17 protein-coding genes are annotated in these 19,023 nt (G+C 63.1%); 15 read left to right on the forward strand and 2 right to left on the reverse strand.

All coding sequences use genetic code 11. From position 1 onward, the window contains the following. Positions 1-202: 202 nt before the first annotated feature. The 14 genes from C8348_RS22440 to C8348_RS17385 all read left to right on the forward strand — a co-directional run bounded on the left by C8348_RS22440 (position 203) and on the right by C8348_RS17385 (position 13,850). The gene (locus C8348_RS22440) at positions 203-1,435 is read left to right on the forward strand and encodes a DUF3363 domain-containing protein (protein ID WP_268877523.1); all 1,233 of its coding nucleotides are present in this window, start codon (positions 203-205) and stop codon (positions 1,433-1,435) included. Positions 1,436-1,610: 175 nt separating this feature from the next. Next, entirely contained in the window at positions 1,611-3,599 is a 1,989-nt protein-coding gene (locus tag C8348_RS17325; RefSeq protein WP_106754606.1) for a conjugal transfer protein TraG, read from the forward strand. Between the two features lie 14 nt (positions 3,600-3,613). Then, positions 3,614-4,075, forward strand: a complete 462-nt coding sequence (locus tag C8348_RS17330) for a ribbon-helix-helix domain-containing protein (protein WP_038146325.1) — start codon at positions 3,614-3,616, stop codon at positions 4,073-4,075. 146 nt (positions 4,076-4,221) lie between these two features. Next, positions 4,222-5,214 carry a P-type conjugative transfer ATPase TrbB gene (gene trbB, locus C8348_RS17335; protein WP_038148842.1) on the forward strand — a complete coding sequence of 331 codons (993 nt, stop codon included), beginning with the start codon at positions 4,222-4,224 and terminating at the stop codon, positions 5,212-5,214. After that, on the forward strand, positions 5,211-5,543 hold the full coding sequence (locus tag C8348_RS17340) for a TrbC/VirB2 family type IV secretion system protein (protein ID WP_009450539.1): 333 nt from the start codon (positions 5,211-5,213) through the stop codon (positions 5,541-5,543). Before trbB ends, C8348_RS17340 begins: the two co-directional genes overlap by 4 nt. Further along, positions 5,543-5,824: a VirB3 family type IV secretion system protein gene (locus tag C8348_RS17345; protein ID WP_009450537.1), complete on the forward strand. Its 282-nt coding sequence runs from the start codon at positions 5,543-5,545 to the stop codon at positions 5,822-5,824. Before C8348_RS17340 ends, C8348_RS17345 begins: the two co-directional genes overlap by 1 nt. A 10-nt stretch (positions 5,825-5,834) precedes the next feature. Beyond that, the gene (gene trbE, locus C8348_RS17350) at positions 5,835-8,342 is read left to right on the forward strand and encodes a conjugal transfer protein TrbE (RefSeq protein ID WP_038148840.1); all 2,508 of its coding nucleotides are present in this window, start codon (positions 5,835-5,837) and stop codon (positions 8,340-8,342) included. After that, complete coding sequence (trbJ, locus tag C8348_RS17355; protein ID WP_038148837.1) at positions 8,339-9,121, forward strand: P-type conjugative transfer protein TrbJ; 783 nt, start codon at positions 8,339-8,341, stop codon at positions 9,119-9,121. The genes trbE and trbJ overlap by 4 nt, the downstream gene beginning before the upstream one ends. 20 nt (positions 9,122-9,141) lie before the next feature. Next, complete coding sequence (gene trbK-alt / locus C8348_RS17360) at positions 9,142-9,429, forward strand: putative entry exclusion protein TrbK-alt (RefSeq protein WP_106754607.1); 288 nt, start codon at positions 9,142-9,144, stop codon at positions 9,427-9,429. Between the two features lie 3 nt (positions 9,430-9,432). Next, positions 9,433-10,800, forward strand: coding sequence for a P-type conjugative transfer protein TrbL (trbL, locus tag C8348_RS17365; protein ID WP_038148834.1), 1,368 nt, complete (start codon positions 9,433-9,435; stop codon positions 10,798-10,800). Beyond that, positions 10,797-11,486, forward strand: a complete 690-nt coding sequence (trbF, locus tag C8348_RS17370) for a conjugal transfer protein TrbF (RefSeq protein WP_038148833.1) — start codon at positions 10,797-10,799, stop codon at positions 11,484-11,486. Before trbL ends, trbF begins: the two co-directional genes overlap by 4 nt. Then, positions 11,483-12,496, forward strand: coding sequence for a P-type conjugative transfer protein TrbG (gene trbG, locus C8348_RS17375; RefSeq protein WP_038148831.1), 1,014 nt, complete (start codon positions 11,483-11,485; stop codon positions 12,494-12,496). Before trbF ends, trbG begins: the two co-directional genes overlap by 4 nt. A gap of 29 nt (positions 12,497-12,525) precedes the next feature. Beyond that, entirely contained in the window at positions 12,526-13,626 is a 1,101-nt protein-coding gene (locus C8348_RS17380; protein ID WP_162178908.1) for a TraB/TrbI/VirB10 family type IV secretion system protein, read from the forward strand. Between the two features lie 2 nt (positions 13,627-13,628). Beyond that, the gene (locus C8348_RS17385) at positions 13,629-13,850 is read left to right on the forward strand and encodes a DUF2274 domain-containing protein (RefSeq protein WP_038148826.1); all 222 of its coding nucleotides are present in this window, start codon (positions 13,629-13,631) and stop codon (positions 13,848-13,850) included. Here the strand turns inward: C8348_RS17385 and C8348_RS17390 are convergent. Further along, the gene (locus tag C8348_RS17390) at positions 13,845-14,474 is read right to left on the reverse strand and encodes a TetR/AcrR family transcriptional regulator (protein ID WP_038148824.1); all 630 of its coding nucleotides are present in this window, start codon (positions 14,472-14,474) and stop codon (positions 13,845-13,847) included. The genes C8348_RS17385 and C8348_RS17390 overlap by 6 nt on opposite strands. A 207-nt stretch (positions 14,475-14,681) precedes the next feature. On the opposite strand from C8348_RS17390, the gene C8348_RS17395 reads away from it, so the two are divergent. Continuing rightward, entirely contained in the window at positions 14,682-15,653 is a 972-nt protein-coding gene (locus C8348_RS17395) for a LysR family transcriptional regulator (RefSeq protein WP_038148823.1), read from the forward strand. A 60-nt stretch (positions 15,654-15,713) separates the two neighbouring features. Here C8348_RS17395 and C8348_RS17400 read toward each other — a convergent pair whose 3' ends face one another. After that, entirely contained in the window at positions 15,714-19,010 is a 3,297-nt protein-coding gene (locus C8348_RS17400) for a DUF499 domain-containing protein (RefSeq protein ID WP_106754608.1), read from the reverse strand. Positions 19,011-19,023 lie beyond the last annotated feature (13 nt).

Here is a 19,023-nt window from a genome sequence, read left to right on the forward strand (position 1 = left end):
TCCCCATGTCCATGTCATTGTTCGGGGGAAGGACGATCTGGGCGAGAACCTGGTTATCAATGGCGACTATCTCGCCAATGGTATTCGTGAGCGGGCGAGCGAACTGACCACGCTGGAACTCGGCCCCGTGACCGAGATCGAGCAGAGCCGCAAGCTGTCTGCCGAAATCGATCAGGACCGCTTCACGCGCATCGACCGCGCCATGACCGAGGAAGCCGAAGAAAGGTTCCTCGATCTGCGCCACGAACCGGCAGATGCACGCCGCCAGTTCAACCGCACACTTCGCCTGCGCCGTCTCGCCAAGCTGGAAAAGATGGGGCTGGCTACGGAACATGCACCCGGCGTCTGGGAGCTTGGCGCGAAGATGGAACCGGCGCTGCGTGAACTCGGTGAGCGCGGTGACATCATCCGCAACATGCACAAGGCGCTGAAGGCCGATGGGCAGGAACGTGATCCGATGACCTTCCAGCTTCACGATGCCGCACCCGCGGCGCCCATCACCGGCCGCGTCGTGGACAAATATCCCACCGACGAGATGGGCGAGAACCTGACGCTCGTGGTGGACGGCATCGACGGGCGAACACACCATCTTCCCGGCATTGATCCGGCCCGCGTCGAAGATGCCCGGATCGGCAGCATCGTGGAAGTCGGTCCCGCCGATACAGCACAACGTCCCTCTGATCGCACCATCGCTGCGATCTCGGAAAATGGTATCTACCGACCGAGCCGCCACCTCGAACAGGCGAAGTTCGAGGGACGTGTGCCGGGTGGCGATTATGAGGGCTATGTCGATGCCCATGTCCGGCGATTGGAATCGCTACGCCGGGCCGGGATTGCCGAGCGGATCGACGCCGACCAGTGGCACATCCCCGAAGACTTCGAGAGCCGCGCCACCGCCTATGATGCCGGTCGCAACCGGCAGGCCAGCATCCGTGTCGTCTCGACCTTCGATCTGGAAAAGCAGATTGGGTCCGATGGCGCGACCTGGCTCGACCGGCGATTGGTCACACCGGACGCCTCGGACCTTACCCCGGCAGGGTTCGGCCAGCAGGTGCGCGAGGCTATGGACCAGCGGCGTGAACACCATATCGCACAGGGCGATGCCACGCGGCAGCAGAATGGACGCATCCTCTATCGGCGCAACCTGCTCGCCAATCTGCGAGAAAGGGAAGTGGCCCGCGTCGGTGCGGAAATGGCCAGCAGCAAAGGCTTGCCGTTCCGGGCGGCTGCCGATGGCGAAAATATCAGCGGCAAGTTCACCGGGACCGCACATCTATCGAGCGGCAAGTTCGCCATTGTCGAAAAGAGCCACGAGTTCACTCTTGTCCCATGGCGGCCAGTGATCGACCGCCAGCTCGGCCGCGAGATTGCGGGCATCGTGCAGGGTGGATCGGTATCGTGGCAAATGGGGCGAACACGAGGGCTCGGGATTTGAGCCTTTGCCGATCTGGCACCTCGCAAATTGTTCTGTCGACATCGGCATCTGAAAGGGCCTGTCCGATGTGCCGCCGATAGTATCCGGCAACACGGCACCCCTGCTTTTCCTATTGCCGCTTTCGAAAACGTCTATTCTTTGATCGGCTCCGACTCTCTTGCCGATTGGAGCCTGTATGCGTGGTGGCCGAATACTCTGGGGCCAGATCATTGTCGTATTCACCATTGTCCTGGTGATGGTCTGGACTTCGACACAATGGGTGGCCTTCCGCCTTGGCTTTCAGCCCCAGCTCGGCAATCCATGGTTCGATGTTGCGGGATGGCCGGTCTATTATCCTCCGGCCTTCTTCTGGTGGTGGTTTTCCTATGACGCCTATGCGCCCGGTATTTTCACCGAGGGCGCGTTCATCGCCACGTCCGGGGCGTTGTTCGCTATCGCCGCCGCTTTTTTCATGTCGATCATCCGGGCGCGCGAGGCGCGCAACGTCGCCACCTACGGTTCGGCGCGATGGGCCGAAGACAAGGAAATCCATGCTGCCGGATTGCTCGGTCCCGATGGCGTGGTCCTGGGAAGGCACAGCAAGGACTATCTCCGACACGACGGCCCCGAGCATGTCCTTTGTTTCGCGCCCACCCGATCAGGCAAAGGCGTCGGCCTCGTTGTGCCGACGCTGCTGACCTGGCCGGGAAGTTGCATCGTGCATGACATCAAGGGTGAGAACTGGAATCTGACGGCCGGCTTCCGGTCCCATCACGGCCGCGTCCTACGGTTCGATCCGACCAATGTGCATTCCGCAGCTTACAACCCGCTGCTGGAAGTCCGTCAGGGGGAATGGGAAGTCCGCGATGTCCAGAACATCGCGGACATTCTGGTCGATCCCGAAGGCAGCCTCGACAAGCGTAACCATTGGGAAAAGACCAGCCATTCGCTGCTGGTCGGCGCGATCCTGCATGTCCTTTACGCCGAGAAGGAAAAGACGCTCGCCGGCGTTGCGAGTTTTCTGTCCGATCCCCGCCGTCCGGTCGAGGCAACCTTGCGCGCCATGATGGACACGCCGCATCTGGGCGAAGCGGGTGTGCATCCGGTCATTGCTTCGTCGGCACGCGAGCTGCTGAATAAGTCCGAAAACGAACGCTCCGGCGTGCTGTCCACGGCGATGTCCTTTCTCGGCCTTTACCGAGATCCGGTCGTGGCCCGCGTGACGGCCCGCTGCGACTGGCGCATTGCCGATTTGGTCGGAGCAAAAGAACCCGTCAGCCTCTACCTCGTCGTACCGCCCTCGGACATCAATCGCACAAAACCGCTGATCCGCCTCATCCTCAATCAGGTCGGGCGGCGGCTGACCGAGGAGCTGGAAACCACCGAAAAACGCCACCGTCTCCTGTTGATGCTGGACGAGTTCCCCGCGCTCGGGCGGCTTGATTTCTTTGAATCGGCGCTCGCCTTCATGGCCGGCTACGGCCTCAAAGCGTTCCTGATCGCGCAGTCGCTCAACCAGATCGAGCGGGCCTATGGACAGAACAACGCCATTCTCGACAACTGCCATGTGCGTGTCGCCTTTGCTGCCAATGATGAACGCACCGCCAAACGGATCAGTGATGCGCTCGGCACGGCGACAGAAATGCGCGATTCCACCAACTATGCCGGTCATCGCCTCGCGCCATGGCTCGGGCATCTCATGGTTTCACGGCAGGAAACGGCGCGGCCACTCCTGACGCCCGGCGAAATCATGCAGCTTCCGCCAACCGACGAGATCGTCATGGTGGCGGGCGTGCCGCCGATCCGCGCGGCTAAGGCGCGCTATTACGCCGATACGCGGTTTCAGGAACGGGTGTTGCCGCCGCCCGATCTGCGCAAGCCGTCGGTGAAGATGGTAACATCGGCGCCAGACGACTGGACGAGCCGTGTTGTTGCGGCCGCGGCCGGCCACGGCCCCACGTCGAACACGTCCGACGACGATCCTGCCAATGCCGGTATCCGTCGTGAGCCGGAGCTTCCCGAGCATGAGGAAATCATCCCGCCACCACCGCCGCCATCGCAGGAGTTTGATTTTCTCGATGATGAGCCCGACGTCGATGCCGCCAAAGCCCGCGCCATGCGTCAGCGGATGCGCATGGTCGCGCGGCAGGCGTCACTCGACCCAAATGACGGCATCGAGCTTTGAGAAGGAAGACAGGCATGACGAGTCGCACCCGCATGAATGTCTACTTCTCCTCGGATCTGCTGAAGCAGGTCGAGGGTCTGGCGCTGCGTCGCAATGTTTCAAAATCCGCAGTGATCGAGGCTGCGGTCGCATCCTTCCTGTCCGGTGACACGACCGAACGGCTAGAAGCCGCAATGTCGCGACGCCTGGATAAGCTTGGCCGCCAGTTCGATATGCTGGACGAAGATGTCGCCATCCTCGGCGAGACGCTTTCGCTGTTCGTACAATTCTGGCTCACCATGACGCCGCCGCTGTCAGATAGCGCGAAACAATCGGCGCGCATCAAGGGCAACGAGCGCTTCGAAGGCTTCATGCAGACGCTGGGCAAGCGCCTGGCTTCCGGCGACAGGTTCCTGAAAGAGTTGTCGCGGGATATGGATTCGCTTCCCGATCTTTCGTCGCAAGGCCAGTCTGAAGCCGATGGAAACCAGCCCTGAACGTTCGATCCATCCGATTTGCCGCCGTCAGCCGCCGATGCCCGCACGCGCACAAACATCTGTTGAAACGGCCCTAAATCAGGTTCTTTTAATCGACCCCAATCCGGGGTCCGTCTTTTGCGCGTCCCGCCATGAACGGGGCCGCCATGACCGCATCACATCAGAAACCCGAGACGATTGCGCGTGGTGCGCGGATGCTGCGCACCGCGCTCGGGGCATCGATTGCCCGGTTTCTGGAAGATCCCGGTGTGGTCGAGGTGATGCTGAATCCCGATGGCCGCATCTGGGTGGATCGGCTCTCCGAAGGTCTGGCCGATACGGGAGAGAGGCTGTCTGCGGCTGATGGCGAGCGGATCGTCAGGCTGGTCGCCCATCATGTTGGCGTCGAAGTTCATACCCGAAGTCCGCGTGTATCGGCCGAACTGCCTGAGACCGGAGAGCGCTTCGAAGGGTTGCTGCCGCCTGTCGTCACGGCGCCGACCTTTGCCATCCGCAAGCCCGCCGTCGCGGTGTTCACGCTCGACGACTATGTAAACGCCGGGATCATGACCAGCCATCAGGCCGAGGTGTTGCGCCTGAACGTCGCCACGCGGGCCAATATCCTCGTCGCGGGCGGCACCTCCACTGGCAAGACCACGCTGACCAACGCGCTGCTGGCAGAAGTCGCCAAGACTTCGGATCGCGTCGTGATCATTGAAGACACGCGCGAACTGCAATGCGCCGCGCCCAATCTGGTCGCGATGCGCACCAAAGATGGCGTGGCGACGCTCTCCGATCTGGTGCGTTCGTCGCTACGCCTGCGCCCGGATCGCATCCCGGTCGGCGAGGTGCGCGGGTCCGAAGCTCTCGACCTCCTTAAAGCCTGGGGCACCGGCCATCCGGGCGGGATCGGCACCATCCATGCCGGTTCCGGCATTGGCGCGCTGCGACGCCTCGAGCAGCTCATCCAGGAAGCCGTCGTCACCGTCCCGCGCGCCCTGATCGCCGAGACCATCGACCTTGTCGCCGTTCTTGCCGGACGTGGATCGTCCCGCCGCCTGGTCGAACTCGCCCGCGTCGATGGGCTGGGAGCGGACGGCGACTACGCCATCACGCATCCCATTACTTTGGCAACCACCCCGAAAGGAAACCCTTCATGATCCGCACGATTTCACGCGGCTGCCGCATCATGGCAACCGCCGCTGCCACTGTTTCCATCAGTCTGATGCTGGCGCCTGCCGCACACGCCTCCGGCTCCTCCATGCCCTGGGAGGCCCCGCTTCAGTCGATCCTCCAGTCGATAGAAGGTCCTGTCGCCAAGATCATCGCCGTCATCGTCATCATCGCCACCGGCCTGGCGTTGGCCTTTGGCGATACCTCCGGCGGCTTCCGCCGCCTGATCCAGATCGTCTTCGGCCTGTCCATCGCCTTCGCTGCGTCGAGCTTCTTCCTGTCGTTCTTCTCGTTCGGCGGCGGGGCGCTCATCTGATGGCGGGCGGGTTTGAACAGCTCGATGCGGTGCCGGGCTTCTCCATCCCGGTTCACCGGGCGCTGACCGAGCATATCCTGCTCGGCGGCGCACCGCGTTCGATTGCCATCGTCAACGGCACGCTGGCCGGCGCCGTCGGCCTCGGCCTTCGTCTCTGGCTGGTTGGCATCGCCATCTGGGCGGTCGGACATTTCCTCGCGGTATGGGCTGCCAAACGCGATCCGCTTTTTGTCGAGGTGGGCCGCAGGCATCTGCGCATCCCCGGTCATCTGTCGGTGTGAAGGCGCGCCCATGATGAACCTCACCGAATATCGCCGTACCGCCACCCGCCTCGCGGATTTCCTGCCCTGGGCCGCGCTCGTTGGCTCGGGCGTCGTGCTGAACAAGGACGGCAGTTTCCAGAGGACAGCGAAGTTTCGCGGGCCGGATCTGGATTCCGCTGTCGCCGCCGAGCTGGTCGCGGTCGCCGGGCGCATCAACAACGCCGTGCGCCGCCTCGGCTCCGGCTGGTCGATCTTTGTTGAGGCTCAACGAAGCGAAGCCGCGATCTATCCCGGCAGCCAATTTCCTGATCCGGCTTCCGCTCTGGTCGATGCCGAGCGCAAGGCTGCCTTTGAGGAAGCGGGCACGCATTTCGTGTCAGGTTACTTCCTGACCTTCCTCTGGCTGCCACCCGCCGAAGATGCAGCTCGCGCCGAGACCTGGCTCTACGAGGGCCGTGAGCAATCCGGCGTCAATCCATGGGAGCTGATGCGCGGCTTCATCGACCGCACCGACCGCGTGCTGGCGCTGCTCGACGGCTTCATGCCCGAATGCCACTGGATCGATGACGCGGGCACGCTGACCTATCTCCATTCCACGATTTCCACGAACCGCCATCGTGTCCGCGTACCCGAAGTGCCCATGCACCTCGATGCGCTGCTGGCCGATCAGCCGCTGACTGGCGGTCTGGAACCGCGCCTTGGTGACAAGCATCTGCGCGTCCTGACCATTATCGGCTTTCCGACAGCGACCACGCCCGGCCTGCTCGACGAGATGAACCGGCTCGCGTTCCCGTATCGCTGGTCCACCCGCGCCATCCTGATGGACAAGACGGACGCGACGAAACTCCTCACCAAAATCCGCCGTCAATGGTTCGCCAAGAGAAAATCCATCGCCGCGATCCTCAAGGAGGTGATGACCAACGAGCAATCGGCGCTGGTGGACACCGATGCGTCCAACAAGGCGCTCGATGCCGACATGGCCTTGCAGGAACTGGGCGCTGACGTCGCCGGCATGGCCTATGTCACAGCAACCGTCACCGTCTGGGACGCCGACCCCCGTATCGCCGACGAGAAGCTGCGTCTGGTCGAGAAGATCATTCAGGGCCGTGACTTCACGGCCATGCCGGAAACTGTCAATGCCGTCGATGCCTGGCTAGGCTCGATCCCCGGACATGCCTACGCCAATGTCCGGCAGCCGCCGATCTCGACGCTCAACCTCGCCCACATGATCCCTCTATCGGCCGTGTGGGCGGGGCCGGAACGGAACGAACATCTCGGAGCGCCCCCCTTGCTGTACGGCAAGACCGAAGGTTCGACTCCGTTCCGGCTTTCCCTTCATGTCGGCGACGTGGGCCATACCCTCGTCGTCGGCCCGACCGGCGCGGGCAAGTCCGTGCTGCTGGCGCTGATGGCGTTGCAATTTCGCCGCTATGATCGCAGCCAGATTTTCGCTTTCGATTTCGGGGGATCGATCCGGGCATCCGCGCTCGCCATGGGGGGCGACTGGCATGATCTCGGCGGTGGGTTGACCGAGGGATCGGAGGTTTCCGTTTCCCTGCAACCGCTGGCGCAGATCGATGATGCCTATGAGCGGTCATGGGCCGCTGACTGGATCGCCGCGATCCTGATGCGTGAAGGCATGACCATCACGCCGGAGGTGAAGGAGCACATCTGGACGGCACTGACATCGCTGGCATCCGCCCCGGCGGGGGAACGGACCATCACCGGCCTTGCCGTGCTGCTGCAATCCAACGATCTGAAACAGGCGTTGCGCCCATACTGCATTGGCGGCGCCTATGGCCGGTTGCTCGACGCCGAGGCCGAACATCTCGGATCAGCCGATGTACAGGCCTTCGAGATCGAGGGGCTGGTCGGCACTGGGGCTGCGCCTGCCGTCCTGTCCTATCTGTTTCATCGGATCGGCGACCGGCTCGACGGTCGGCCAACCCTGCTCATCATCGACGAAGGCTGGCTGGCGCTCGATGATGAGGGGTTCGCCAATCAGCTCCGCGAATGGCTGAAGACACTCAGGAAGAAGAACGCTTCCGTCATCTTCGCCACGCAGTCGCTCTCGGACATTGACGGCAGCAATATCGCGCCCGCCATCATCGAAAGCTGCCCGACGCGGCTGCTTCTCCCGAATGAACGCGCCATCGAGCCGCAGATCACGGCAATCTACCGCCGCTTCGGCCTCAATGACCGGCAAATCGAGATCCTCGCGCGGGCCACGCCCAAGCGGGACTACTACTGCCAATCGCGGCGCGGCAATCGCCTGTTCGAGCTTGGCCTCAGCGAAGTCGGTCTCGCGCTCTGCGCCGCATCATCCAAATCCGATCAGACCCGTATCGCCGAACTCGTCGCCGAGCATGGGCAGGACGGTTTTCTCGCGGCCTGGCTGCGCGATCGCGGCGTCGAATGGGCCGTCGATCTGATCCCGAACCTTACCAATCTTGTCGAACGGACAGAGCCTGCTCGGCCGGTCGCGCCGGATCAAATCCATCCAGATGACAGCCAAGAAAAGGAGACCCTGCCATGATCCGTATCCCCGTTTCCCGATATGTCAGTGCATCCGTGCTGGCGCTGACGCTCGCCATGCCTGTTGCACTGTCGCCCATGCTGACAAGCCCCGCTCACGCTTTTGGCTTCGGCCGCATCGTCTATGATCCGACCAACTATGCCCAGAACCTTCTAACCGCCGCCCGTACGCTGGAGCAGATCAACCACCAGATCACCTCGCTTCAGAATGAAGCGCAGATGCTCATCAATCAGGCGAAGAATCTTGCCAATCTGCCGTATTCCTCGCTCCAGACTTTGCAGCAGAACGTCCAGCGCACGCAGCAGCTTCTGGCTCAGGCGCAGAACATTGCCTTCGACGTGCAGAACGTCGACCAGGTGTTCCAACAGAAATACGGCAAGGTTTCGCTGTCCGCGACCGACGCCCAGCTCGTCGCCGATGCGCGGTCCCGCTGGCAGAATACGGTCGGCGGCTTGCAGGACGCCATGCGCGTGCAGGCCGGTGTCGTCGGAAATATTGACACCAACCGCGCTGAAATGTCCGCCCTTGTCGGGCAGAGCCAGAACGCGACCGGCGCGTTGCAGGCGACACAGGCGGGCAATCAGCTTCTCGCGCTCCAGTCGCAGCAGCTTTCCGACCTGATCGCGCTGATGTCCGCCAATGGTCGCTCCGAAGCCCTGATCGAGGCCGAGCGTGCCACCGCCGCCGAACAGGGCCGCATCCTGCGCGAGCGCTTTCTGACGCCGGGATCGGGCTATCAGCCTGGCAATGCCCGGATGTTCGGCAACGGCAACAACTGACCGGACAGGAGGGGCGCGACATGGACGGCAAGATGCTGGCGCGGCCGGGCGCGATCATATTCGTGGCCATCGCCATCACCGCGACGGTGATCGAAATGACACGCGAGGACGAACCAGCCCAGCCCCGTCCGGCCCCGGCGCTTCAGGCGCCTGCCGATCCACTGCGCCAGAGCCTGCGCCACTGCCAGCAACTTGGCGAGGCAGCCGTGAACGATCCCGACTGCCTCGCCATCTGGGCCGAGAACCGCGACCGGTTCCTCGGCCGGACGCCGGTGCCCGCCGCCCCGCATCAGAACGGGGGTCAGTGAACCATGGGCGGCACCGGCGTCATCGACAATTTCCTGGGCGTCTTCACCAGCTATATCGACAGCGGCTTCGGCCTGCTTGGCGGCGAGGTCGCCTTCATCGCCACCACGCTAATCGTCATCGACGTGACGCTGGCCGCACTCTTCTGGTCCTGGGGTGCGGATGACGACATCATCGCACGCCTCGTCAAGAAGACGCTTTTTGTCGGTGTCTTCGCATACCTGATCGGCAACTGGAACAATCTCGCCCAGATCATCTTCGACAGCTTCGCTGGTCTTGGCCTGAAAGGTTCGGGCACCAGCTTTTCCGCCGCCGATCTACTGCGGCCCGGCAAGGTGGCGCAGACCGGCCTCGATGCCGGTCGCCCGCTGCTCGAATCCATCTCGGATATGATGGGCTACTGGTCCTTCTTCGAGAACTTCATCCAGATCGCCTGCCTGATGTTCGCCTGGGCGCTGGTGCTGCTCGCCTTCTTCATTCTCGCCGTGCAGCTCTTTGTCACCCTGATTGAGTTCAAGCTGACCACGCTGGCCGGTTTTGTGCTGATCCCCTTTGGTCTCTTCGGCAAGACTGCCTTCATTGCCGAGCGCGTTCTTGGCAATGTCGTTTCCTCCGGCATCAAGGTGCTGGTCCTGGCCGTCATCATCGGCATCGGATCAACCCTATTTAGCCAATTCACGGCAGGCTTCGGCGGCGTGACGCCGACCATCGACGACGCCATGGCGATCGTGCTGGCCGCCCTTTCCCTTCTCGGCCTCGGCATCTTCGGTCCTGGCATCGCGTCCGGTCTGGTTTCTGGCGGCCCGCAGCTTGGCGCAGGTGCGGCTGTTGGAACCGGCCTTGCCGCTGGCGGCATGATGCTTGCCGGCGGCGCTGCCGCAGGCATGGCCGCGAAGGGAGGGACAGCGGCGCTGTCGGGTGGAGCTGCGGCTGTCCGTGGTGGTGCTGCCGCCGCAGGTGCGGCGAGCGCCGCCTACAGTGTCGGCTCGCTTGGCCAGTCCGGCGCTGCCGGTGTTGCCTCCGGTCTGGGCGGTGTTGCCCGTGCCGCAGGCTCTGCTGCCGCATCGCCCCTGAAGCGCGCCGCCTCGAAGGCATCGGAAAGCGTCACGTCCAGCTTTTCCGATGGAGCGCGTGCCGGCTTCGGCGTCACTGGTGGCTCTTCCACGGCTGGAACTGTCGGAGGTGCCAGCGAGGCCGCGAGTGCTGGCCCATCGCCCGCCGCGCAGGCTGGCGGCTCTCCGGCATGGGCAAAGCAGATGCAGCGCAAGCAGACACTCAGTCACGGCACGTCGATGGCCGCCCATGCCGTGCGCGCTGGCGACAGCCATGGCGGCGGCTCCTCCATCAATCTTTCTGAAAGTGACCGCTCATGAACATCTTCAAACGTCCATCGGCCCATTACGGCAAATCGCCCGAACCCGAGACGCCCTATCAGAAAGCTGCCCAGGCCTGGGACGAGCGTATCGGTTCGGCTCGCGTGCAGGCTAAGAACTGGCGCATCATGGCCTTCGGCTCACTGATCCTCTCGGCCGGTTTCGCCTCTGCTCTGGTCTGGCAATCGGCGCGCGGGACGGTCGTGCCCTGGGTGGTGCAGGTCGATAATCTCGGCCAGGCCCAGGCCATCACCGCAGCCACGGCCGATTACCGCCCGACCGATCCGCAGATCGCCTTCCATCTTGGCCGTTTCATCGAGCAGACGCGCTCGATCCCGGCGGATGCCATCATCGTGCGCCAGAACTGGCTGCGCGCCTATGAGTTCACCACAGATAGGGGAGCGGCCGCGCTCAACGACTATGCCCGCGCCAACGATCCGTTCACCCGTGTCGGCCGCCAGCAGATCGCAGTCGAAGTTTCCAGCGTCATCCGCGCCTCGAACGACAGTTTCCGCGTCGCCTGGACCGAGCGCCATTACGAGAACGGGCAGCTTTCCACGACCGAGCGCTGGACCGCGATCCTGACCATCGTGATCCAGACCCCGCGCGATGCCGAGCGTCTGCGCGCCAATCCGCTCGGCATCTACGTCAATGCAATTTCATGGTCGCGGGAGATGAGCCAATGACCATCGCGTCTTCCCGCAATTCCGCCTTGCCGGTTTTCCGTAAACCCGCCTTCGCGGCTTTGTTGCTTTCGGCCACCATGCTCGCCGGCTGCGCCACCAACAAAGCGCCGCAGTTCAGCTATGATGCCGATGTGCCGGCGTTGCCCGTCGTGCCGACCGCTGTCACGGATGACCGGCCTCGGCCGCTTCACACGCCGCCGGCCTGGACGGTCGCACGCGGCGGCACTGCTGCCGGAACACCGGCAGGCCGCGTCGAGAACGCCAATGCCGCCGCCCGCGTCGAGCCGCGCCGCGAGGGTTACTATAACGCCATCCAGATCTATCCCTGGTCGGAAGGCGCGCTCTATCAGGTCTATGCAGCACCAGGACAGATCACCAATGTAGCGCTGGAGCCGGGCGAAAGCCTGACCGGCGCGGGACCAATCGCGGCGGGAGACACCGCCCGCTGGATCATTGGCGATACCGAGAGCGGGAGCGGTACGTCGCGCCGGGTCCATATTCTCGTCAAACCATCCCGATCCGACATCTCAACCAATCTCGTGGTGACGACCGATCGGCGCACCTACATGATCGAGCTGCGCGCCCGTGAGGCGCTCTACATGCCGTCCGTATCCTGGTCTTATCCGGCGCTGCCTGCCGGTCAGCGCCAGACCGTTCCGGCAGCACCCATCATCCCGGTCGAGGCGGCACGCAACTATCGTTACAGCCTGACTGGAGATACGCCGCCATGGCGGCCGATTTCCGTCTTCGATGATGGCCGCCGTGTCTATGTCGTTTTCCCGCGCGGCATCGTGCAGGGAGAGATGCCACCGATTTTCGTCATCGGTTCCGAGGGCGAGACCCAGATCGTCAATTCCCGTGTTCACCAGAACATCTTGATCGTCGATCGGCTGTTCGGAGCGGCTGAGCTGCGTCTTGGTAGCGGCAAGCAGCAGCAGACGGTCAGGATCGTTCGCATCGAGCAAAGACAAGCTGCCCAGCCCGCTAAAGCCGGAGAGCAACCGTCATGAGTGAAGAGGCTACCACCAACCCAACGCCGATGCGTCTGCGTGCCGAGCCGCCGCGCGTCACGCGCCTGTCGCGCAAGATGCTGGCCGGTGCCGGAGCTGTTGCGCTCCTCGGCATCGGCGGGGCGCTGATCTATGCGCTCCAGACGCGCGATATGAGCGGAAACGGTGAAGAACTCTATTCGACCGAGAACCGCGCCACGGCAGATGGACTGGCAGGTCTGCCGAAGGATTATACCGGGCCGGTCCTGGGGCCGGCATTGCCGGGCGATCTCGGTGGCCCGATCCTGGATGCCCAGAACCGGGGTCAGCCCGTCACGCCGCCCGCCATGGCGACGCCTGCCCGCGATCCTGCCGAAGAGCGCCGGCTTGCCGAGGAAGAAGCCGCACGTCTTAGCACCGTGTTCTTCCAGTCCGGGCCAAGAGTGGCGACGACAGCTGGCTCAACGATTCCGGGGCTTGTGGGGCCGGACCTTGGTGCCCAACCTGAAACGCAGGACCGGCACACAGCTTTCCTCAATGGTCCTGTGGATCGGCAGACCGTTGCCATGGATCGGATCATGGCGCCTGCCTCGCCCTACATCCTGCAGGCCGGGGCAGTGATTCCGGCGGCGATGATTACCGGCATCCGCTCTGATCTGCCGGGGCAGATCACCGCGCAGGTGACGGAGAATGTCTATGACAGTCCGACCGGCAGTCTGCTGCTGATCCCGCAAGGAACCCGCATCATCGGCCAGTATGATGCGGGCGTGCAATTCGGTCAGCGCCGCGTGCTGCTGGTCTGGAACCGCCTGATCCTGCCCAACGGCCGCTCCATCGTGCTGGAGCGCCAGCCCGGTGCGGACGCTTCCGGCAATGCCGGGCTGGAAGATGGCGTTGATTACCACTGGTGGGATCTGATGAAAGCGGCGGGGCTGTCCACGCTGCTCGGCATCGGCACGGAACTGGCGACCGACGACGAGGATCGCCTGATCCGCGCCATCCGCGACGGAGCGCAGGATACCATCAATCAGGCCGGGCAACAGATCGTCCAGCGCCAGTTGCAGGTCGCGCCGACCCTGACGATCCGGCCGGGCTACCCGGTCAGGGTCATCGTTACCCGCGATCTCGTACTCGAACCTTACAGGAACTGACCATGACGAAGCTGAAACTCGGCCCCCTCATCGAAGACAAGCCCGTGAAGGTGACGGTGGAACTGCCGGGGCCGCTGCACCGCGATCTTGCCGCCTATGCCGAAGTGCTGGCTCGCGAAACCGGCCAGCCCGCTGCCGATCCTGTCAGGCTGATTGTGCCGATGCTGGAACGGTTCATTGCGACAGATCGGGGCTTTGCCAGCGCCAGAAGATCTCGCTCATGAGGTGCCGCGCGAGTCATGGCGCGTCGCGGCGATGATTTCCATCAACGTATCGACGGCCTTTCGTGTCGCATCCCATTTGGCGGACTGGTCCATTTCCCGGTTCTGAAGGGTGAGGCTCACCGCGCCGTGTACCGTTGACCAGAACATGAAGCTGTAGCGCCTCAGATCCATGCCGGGCAAAAAGCCTTGGCCCTGAGAGCAGCGAAGTCCCGTCAGCAATAGATTTAGTATCTGTCTTCCAGCTTCGCCCGACCATGGATCATCGCTGACTCCGAGCCGTGGCGGCGGTGTGAACATCAGCCGGTACAGCGTGGGGTTTTCCAGGGCAAAGCGGACATAGGCATAGCTGCCATCACGCAAATAGCCGAATGGATTGCCGCGCATCTGCTGGAAGACGGCCAGCTTTTCTCTGTAGAGCTGGTTGAAACCTTCGTCCCGAACGGCGCGCAATAAGGCGCTTTTGTTGCGGAAATGGCCGTAAAGCGCTGGCGCTGTGCATCCGATGGCATGCGCGACCGCAGTCAGCGGTACGTCGAGGTCGCCACGCTCCGACAGCAGCCGGATCGTTGCGTCGATTGTACGACGAGCAATATCAAGTTCTTGCTCTTTCCGGGGACGGGCCATTCCGATGCCTGTTGCAACTTGTCGTGAAAACTAAACGACATTTACTTTTTTCGTTGACGGGCCGGAAGTCAAGAAGCAGCATTCGGTAACTGAACGTCGTTTAGTTTGAGGATGTGCGGAGAGCCGATGAACGCACATAGATCGATTTTCGCGTTGATGATGGCGGGGTGCCCGTCAGAAACCGAACGCTGTTTCGGATGATGCACCATGGCTGTGATCGGGAACAATCAGACCTCGCCTGATGATAGCCTCACGAAGGTCGTTGAGGGGAAACCTGGCACATCTGCGGTCCGGCTGAACCAGTTGCGATATTTTGTTGCCGCCGTCGATTATGGGAGTTTTCGCAAGGCTGCTGCCGCGCTTTCGGTGCAGGAATCCTCCATCAGCCGACGAATCCGTGATCTCGAAGATGAACTCGGGGCGTCGCTTTTTATGCGAAATGCTGGCGGGGTGCGGTTGACCGTTGCCGGGCGGGAATTCCTGCGCAACGCTCGCCATGCTCTTCGCCAGATCGATATCGGGGTGACAAAGGTGGCAGCGGTTGGCCGGGCGGAGCAAGGGCTGATCAAGGTCGGGATATTCTCGTCCCTCGCATCCGGTTTTCTGTTCGATTTGCTTCGAGATTTTGGGTCACGCCATCCGAAGGTGCAGGTCGACATTATTGATGGAAATTCGCCCGAGCATGTCGCCGCTGTCCGCAAGCTTTATCTGGACGTCGCATTCATCACGGGAACGACAGCATGGGACGGATGCGAGACGGAGCATATGTGGTGCGAAAAGGTTTACGTGGTGCTGCCTGATGAACATCCTTTGGCGGGCAAGCCCGAACTTGGATGGGCCGATTTGGCTTCCGAGCGGTTCATCGTGAGCGATGTCGCGCCGGGACAAGAGATCCACGACTATTTGGTCGCTCACCTTGCTGGTCTCGGCCGCCACCTCGATATTCAGTCTCAGCAGGTCGGCCGCGACAATATCCTATCTCTGGTCGCTCTCGGTCGGGGCCTCACTCTGACGAGTGAAGCGACGACCGTCGCGCAGTTTCCGGGGGTCGTTTATCGGAAGCTTGCCGGTGAGGTGCTGCCGTTCAGCATGGTCTGGTCCGCGCAAAACGACAATCCAGCATGTCGGCGGTTATTAAGCTTGGCCCGGTCGATGGCGGGACCGGCCGGGAGAAAGTAGGATTTGTCGGCACATGCGATTGTGCCGACGTGTAAGGCTACCCCAAGTTGCGCCCATCGGCTATTCCAGCGACTTTTCGATGAAGCCGAGCGTATTGGCGTTCTCGACCAAGGTTCGCACCTTGGAGCGCTCGAGTCCTTCAGGCACTTCCGCCTCGATCTCGAGCCTGAGTTTCACCTGACTGCCCGGAAGCGTGGTGAGCTGTTCGACGATCGCCTCTACAATCTGGTGGATGTCCCGGGCCGGACGATCCGGCGAGATCATCACGGTGCCGGAAAACCGCGTCGGCTTCTTTTCCGGCGCAGGCGTGGTCGGCGCGTCGTCCATTGGCGGCCCATCGGGCCCCGGCGTGCCACCACCCGGCCCCGAGGCTGTGTCGCCCGATCCAGGCTGCACCGGCGCCGGGCGGTGGGCTTCGGCCACCTCCGGTGTCACGATGACGCTGTCGCTGTCGATCACGACCGCGGCGCTGGCCGCCCGCTCGATCGCCAGCCCCAGATAGGTGCCGGCCCCCTCCTCCCATCGCTCGGCATAGGCGAACGGACCGGGCAGCATGCCACTCACCGCCGCCTGCACCGCCTTGACCAGTACGTCCTGGCCCTTGAGACGCGGCAGGTAGATGTAGCGGTTGAGATATTCCCGCAGGTCCTTGAGCGACAAATGCGGCTTGTCGTTCCAGATGTATTTCTGCAGGTCTCGGTCGAGGCGCGACGGCCCCAATTCCGTCAGCAGGCCCTCCTCGGCCACCAGCTTCTTGCTCGCCCGGGCCAGCAGCCCGTCCTGCGCCGGAATCTTGCCCGACACCCATTCCCAATCCGCCTGTGCGCTTTCCTGGGCGGGATAGTGCAGATAGCACCACGCCTCTTTCAGGCGCGTCTTCATCGTCTCGTTCGCCTCGACCAGCTTCGCCTTGGCCAGCGCACTGTCGCTCTGGGTGAGGTTCAGCCGCTCGGTGTCGCGCACGATCTCGCCCCACGCCAGGGACGCGCGCACGGCGTCTTTCAGATGATCGAGCTGGCGGGCCTCCGCAGCGATGAACACCAGCATGTTGCGGTAGACGCGCGGCGTGCTGCCGCGCTGAGTGAGGATGTCCTTCGCCTCGACCAGCGCGTCCGAACCGTCGCGCCCGTTATGCGAATGCTGGACCCCCAGCACAACGACACGCACGCCGCCCGCCTCATCGGGGACTTCGGCTGACGAGGCCGGCGCGACCTGAACCGCGTCGAAATGCCCGCGATCGGCAAGCCCGTTCACGTATTTTCCGAGTTCGCTGTCGATCATCACATCGACCAGTGCCGCCTCGATCTGCGCCGCCTTGTCCGCTGCGATACGGTTAAGGCTCGCCGACATCGAGTACCAATAGCGGCCCAGATCGGCGTGCATGAACTTGGCCTGATTGGTCAGCCGGCGCAGCGCATCGCCGAAGATCGCCGGACGCTCGCCCGGCTGCACGACACCGAGATTGATCTGTTTGTCGTCGAGTCCGGTGTTCTGCTGCTGATGCGTCGGCGCCGTACCCATGAAGATCGCGCGGGCGACGCGGCGCGTCGCCGAATAGCGGTTAAGGTTGGGCGCCGATTGATCGACCTTGTACGGGGTGGAGGCCGTGCCATCGACGTCGCCGGCGATAATCGACTGCCAGGTCACGTCGAGATAATGGAGCAGTTCCGGCTCCACGCGCGGCGAACTCACCGCCACGCTGCCCGGCATGATCATCACTGACGGGTCTGCGTTCATCCAAAGTTCGTGGATCGCCTGCGCCATCAGGCGCAGGACGCCGCGCGTGCGCTGGAACTTCTCAAGCGAACCCCAGCTCGTATAGAGCTGGTCGAACAGCTCGGGATGGATCGGATAGGCCTTCTCCAGCTTGCGCCGATAATCCTCATCCGCGCAGCCTTGCGGGAAATCGTTGGCGTTTTCCCGGTACAGCTTGGCGAACTGCTTCAGCGTGTTGTCGCGATGATGGAACTTGTCGCCGGGGATTTCCTTGAACAGCCGCCGCCGGACGATCTCATAGCTCTCTTCCTGGCTCGCCGGCCGCCACGAGGATTCCACGCGGCTGAAGGTCTGCTTGAGGCGCGCGAGCGCCTCCTGGCCGCCTTCGCCGCCCACCTCGATCTGAGACGCCGGCAAGGAGGCGACCAGCAGCGTGCCGGGGCTGGCCTTAACCGCCTCGGTCAGCGACTGAACGAACGACAGGTTCGCATCGAACGAGCCGGACGGCAGGCCCTCGACCTTGTATATCTGGCGCAGATAGGCGACCCATTCATCGATCAGGATCAGGCACGGCGCATATTTCTTGAAGAGCGCCTCCAGAAGGTTGGAGCCTGGCGCAATGCCGCTGGCGTCATTTTCCGCCACCATGGCGAAGGCGTCTGCGCCGCCGAGCTGCCAGGCGAGTTCGCCCCAGGTCGTGCGGATCTTCAGGTCGCCTTCCGCGTGGAGCACGTCCTGCGGTCCTCGCGACGTGCCGACCAGGACCGCCCGATTGACGGCCTTCGGCACGGTCAGGCCGAGCTTGTCCAGCAACTGATCGAGGCCCGACAGGTCCTGCACCGGCGTCGGCCCGGCCATGTGATAGAGGGCCAGCATCGAGTGGGTCTTGCCGCCGCCGAAGTTGGTCTGCAGCTCGACGACCGGATCGCCCCCGCTGCCGGACAGCCGCTTGGCCGCGCCGATCAGCAGCGTGCTCAACCCTTCCGTCAGATAGGTGCGGCTGAAGAACTGGCGCGGATCGCGATATTCCGGCGGCGCGCTTCCCGAATGCACCTTGGCGAGGTCGGCCGCGAACTCTGCCTGCTGGAACTCACCGGTGGCGACATCCTGGTGCGGCTCGACCACCTCGCGCCACGGCAAGAGGCCGGCCACGGTATCGACCGAAATTTCGAGGCGCTGGGTCTTCCGGCGTTCCTCATTGCGCGCCAGCTCGGTGAACTTGGTGCGCAGGATGGTGTCGCGCATCTTGCCGAGCTGCTCGGCCGTTTCCCCCGCGCTGATCGCCTCCATCAGCCGACGCATGGAATCGAGCGCGCGCTCGGCGTCGTCATAGGTGAAAGTCTCATTGTGCGACAGCTTGTTGCGCACGTCGCCCAGTTCGTTGACCAGCGAGCGCTCCGCACGGCCAAGAACGGTCTTGAACGCCTCAGCCCAGAACCGATCCATCGCGTTGAACAGCGCGGCCTGATCCCAGCCGACCTCGCCGTTGCTGTTCGGGCGCAGGTTCGGCAGCTTCTCCAGAACCTGGACCTGCCAGTGCCCCTTGAGGGAGGTCTCCAGCCTCTTTTCGACGAAGGGGATCAGCGCCGACGGCAGCAGCTCCATCCCCTCAAACACATATTGGCGCGTACTTTTTGCCACGTCCCGTTCCCCC

Source organism: Pannonibacter carbonis (genome assembly GCF_003012935.1).
GTDB lineage: Bacteria > Pseudomonadota > Alphaproteobacteria > Rhizobiales > Stappiaceae > Pannonibacter > Pannonibacter carbonis.

What these genes read in the sequence shown, in the direction of transcription:
- trbJ (WP_038148837.1), top strand. Translation starts at nt 8,339, where the DNA reads ATGATCCGTATCCCCGTTTCCCGATATGTCAGTGCATCCGTGCTGGCG.
- trbE (WP_038148840.1), top strand. Translation starts at nt 5,835, where the DNA reads ATGATGAACCTCACCGAATATCGCCGTACCGCCACCCGCCTCGCGGAT.
- trbG (WP_038148831.1), top strand. Translation starts at nt 11,483, where the DNA reads ATGACCATCGCGTCTTCCCGCAATTCCGCCTTGCCGGTTTTCCGTAAA.
- C8348_RS17380 (WP_162178908.1), top strand. Translation starts at nt 12,526, where the DNA reads ATGCGTCTGCGTGCCGAGCCGCCGCGCGTCACGCGCCTGTCGCGCAAG.
- C8348_RS17385 (WP_038148826.1), top strand. Translation starts at nt 13,629, where the DNA reads ATGACGAAGCTGAAACTCGGCCCCCTCATCGAAGACAAGCCCGTGAAG.
- C8348_RS17330 (WP_038146325.1), top strand. Translation starts at nt 3,614, where the DNA reads ATGACGAGTCGCACCCGCATGAATGTCTACTTCTCCTCGGATCTGCTG.
- C8348_RS17395 (WP_038148823.1), top strand. Translation starts at nt 14,682, where the DNA reads ATGGCTGTGATCGGGAACAATCAGACCTCGCCTGATGATAGCCTCACG.
- C8348_RS17325 (WP_106754606.1), top strand. Translation starts at nt 1,611, where the DNA reads ATGCGTGGTGGCCGAATACTCTGGGGCCAGATCATTGTCGTATTCACC.
- trbB (WP_038148842.1), top strand. Translation starts at nt 4,222, where the DNA reads ATGACCGCATCACATCAGAAACCCGAGACGATTGCGCGTGGTGCGCGG.
- C8348_RS17340 (WP_009450539.1), top strand. Translation starts at nt 5,211, where the DNA reads ATGATCCGCACGATTTCACGCGGCTGCCGCATCATGGCAACCGCCGCT.
- trbL (WP_038148834.1), top strand. Translation starts at nt 9,433, where the DNA reads ATGGGCGGCACCGGCGTCATCGACAATTTCCTGGGCGTCTTCACCAGC.
- trbK-alt (WP_106754607.1), top strand. Translation starts at nt 9,142, where the DNA reads ATGGACGGCAAGATGCTGGCGCGGCCGGGCGCGATCATATTCGTGGCC.
- C8348_RS22440 (WP_268877523.1), top strand. Translation starts at nt 203, where the DNA reads ATGACCGAGGAAGCCGAAGAAAGGTTCCTCGATCTGCGCCACGAACCG.
- trbF (WP_038148833.1), top strand. Translation starts at nt 10,797, where the DNA reads ATGAACATCTTCAAACGTCCATCGGCCCATTACGGCAAATCGCCCGAA.
- C8348_RS17390 (WP_038148824.1), bottom strand. Translation starts at nt 14,474, where the DNA reads ATGGCCCGTCCCCGGAAAGAGCAAGAACTTGATATTGCTCGTCGTACA.
- C8348_RS17345 (WP_009450537.1), top strand. Translation starts at nt 5,543, where the DNA reads ATGGCGGGCGGGTTTGAACAGCTCGATGCGGTGCCGGGCTTCTCCATC.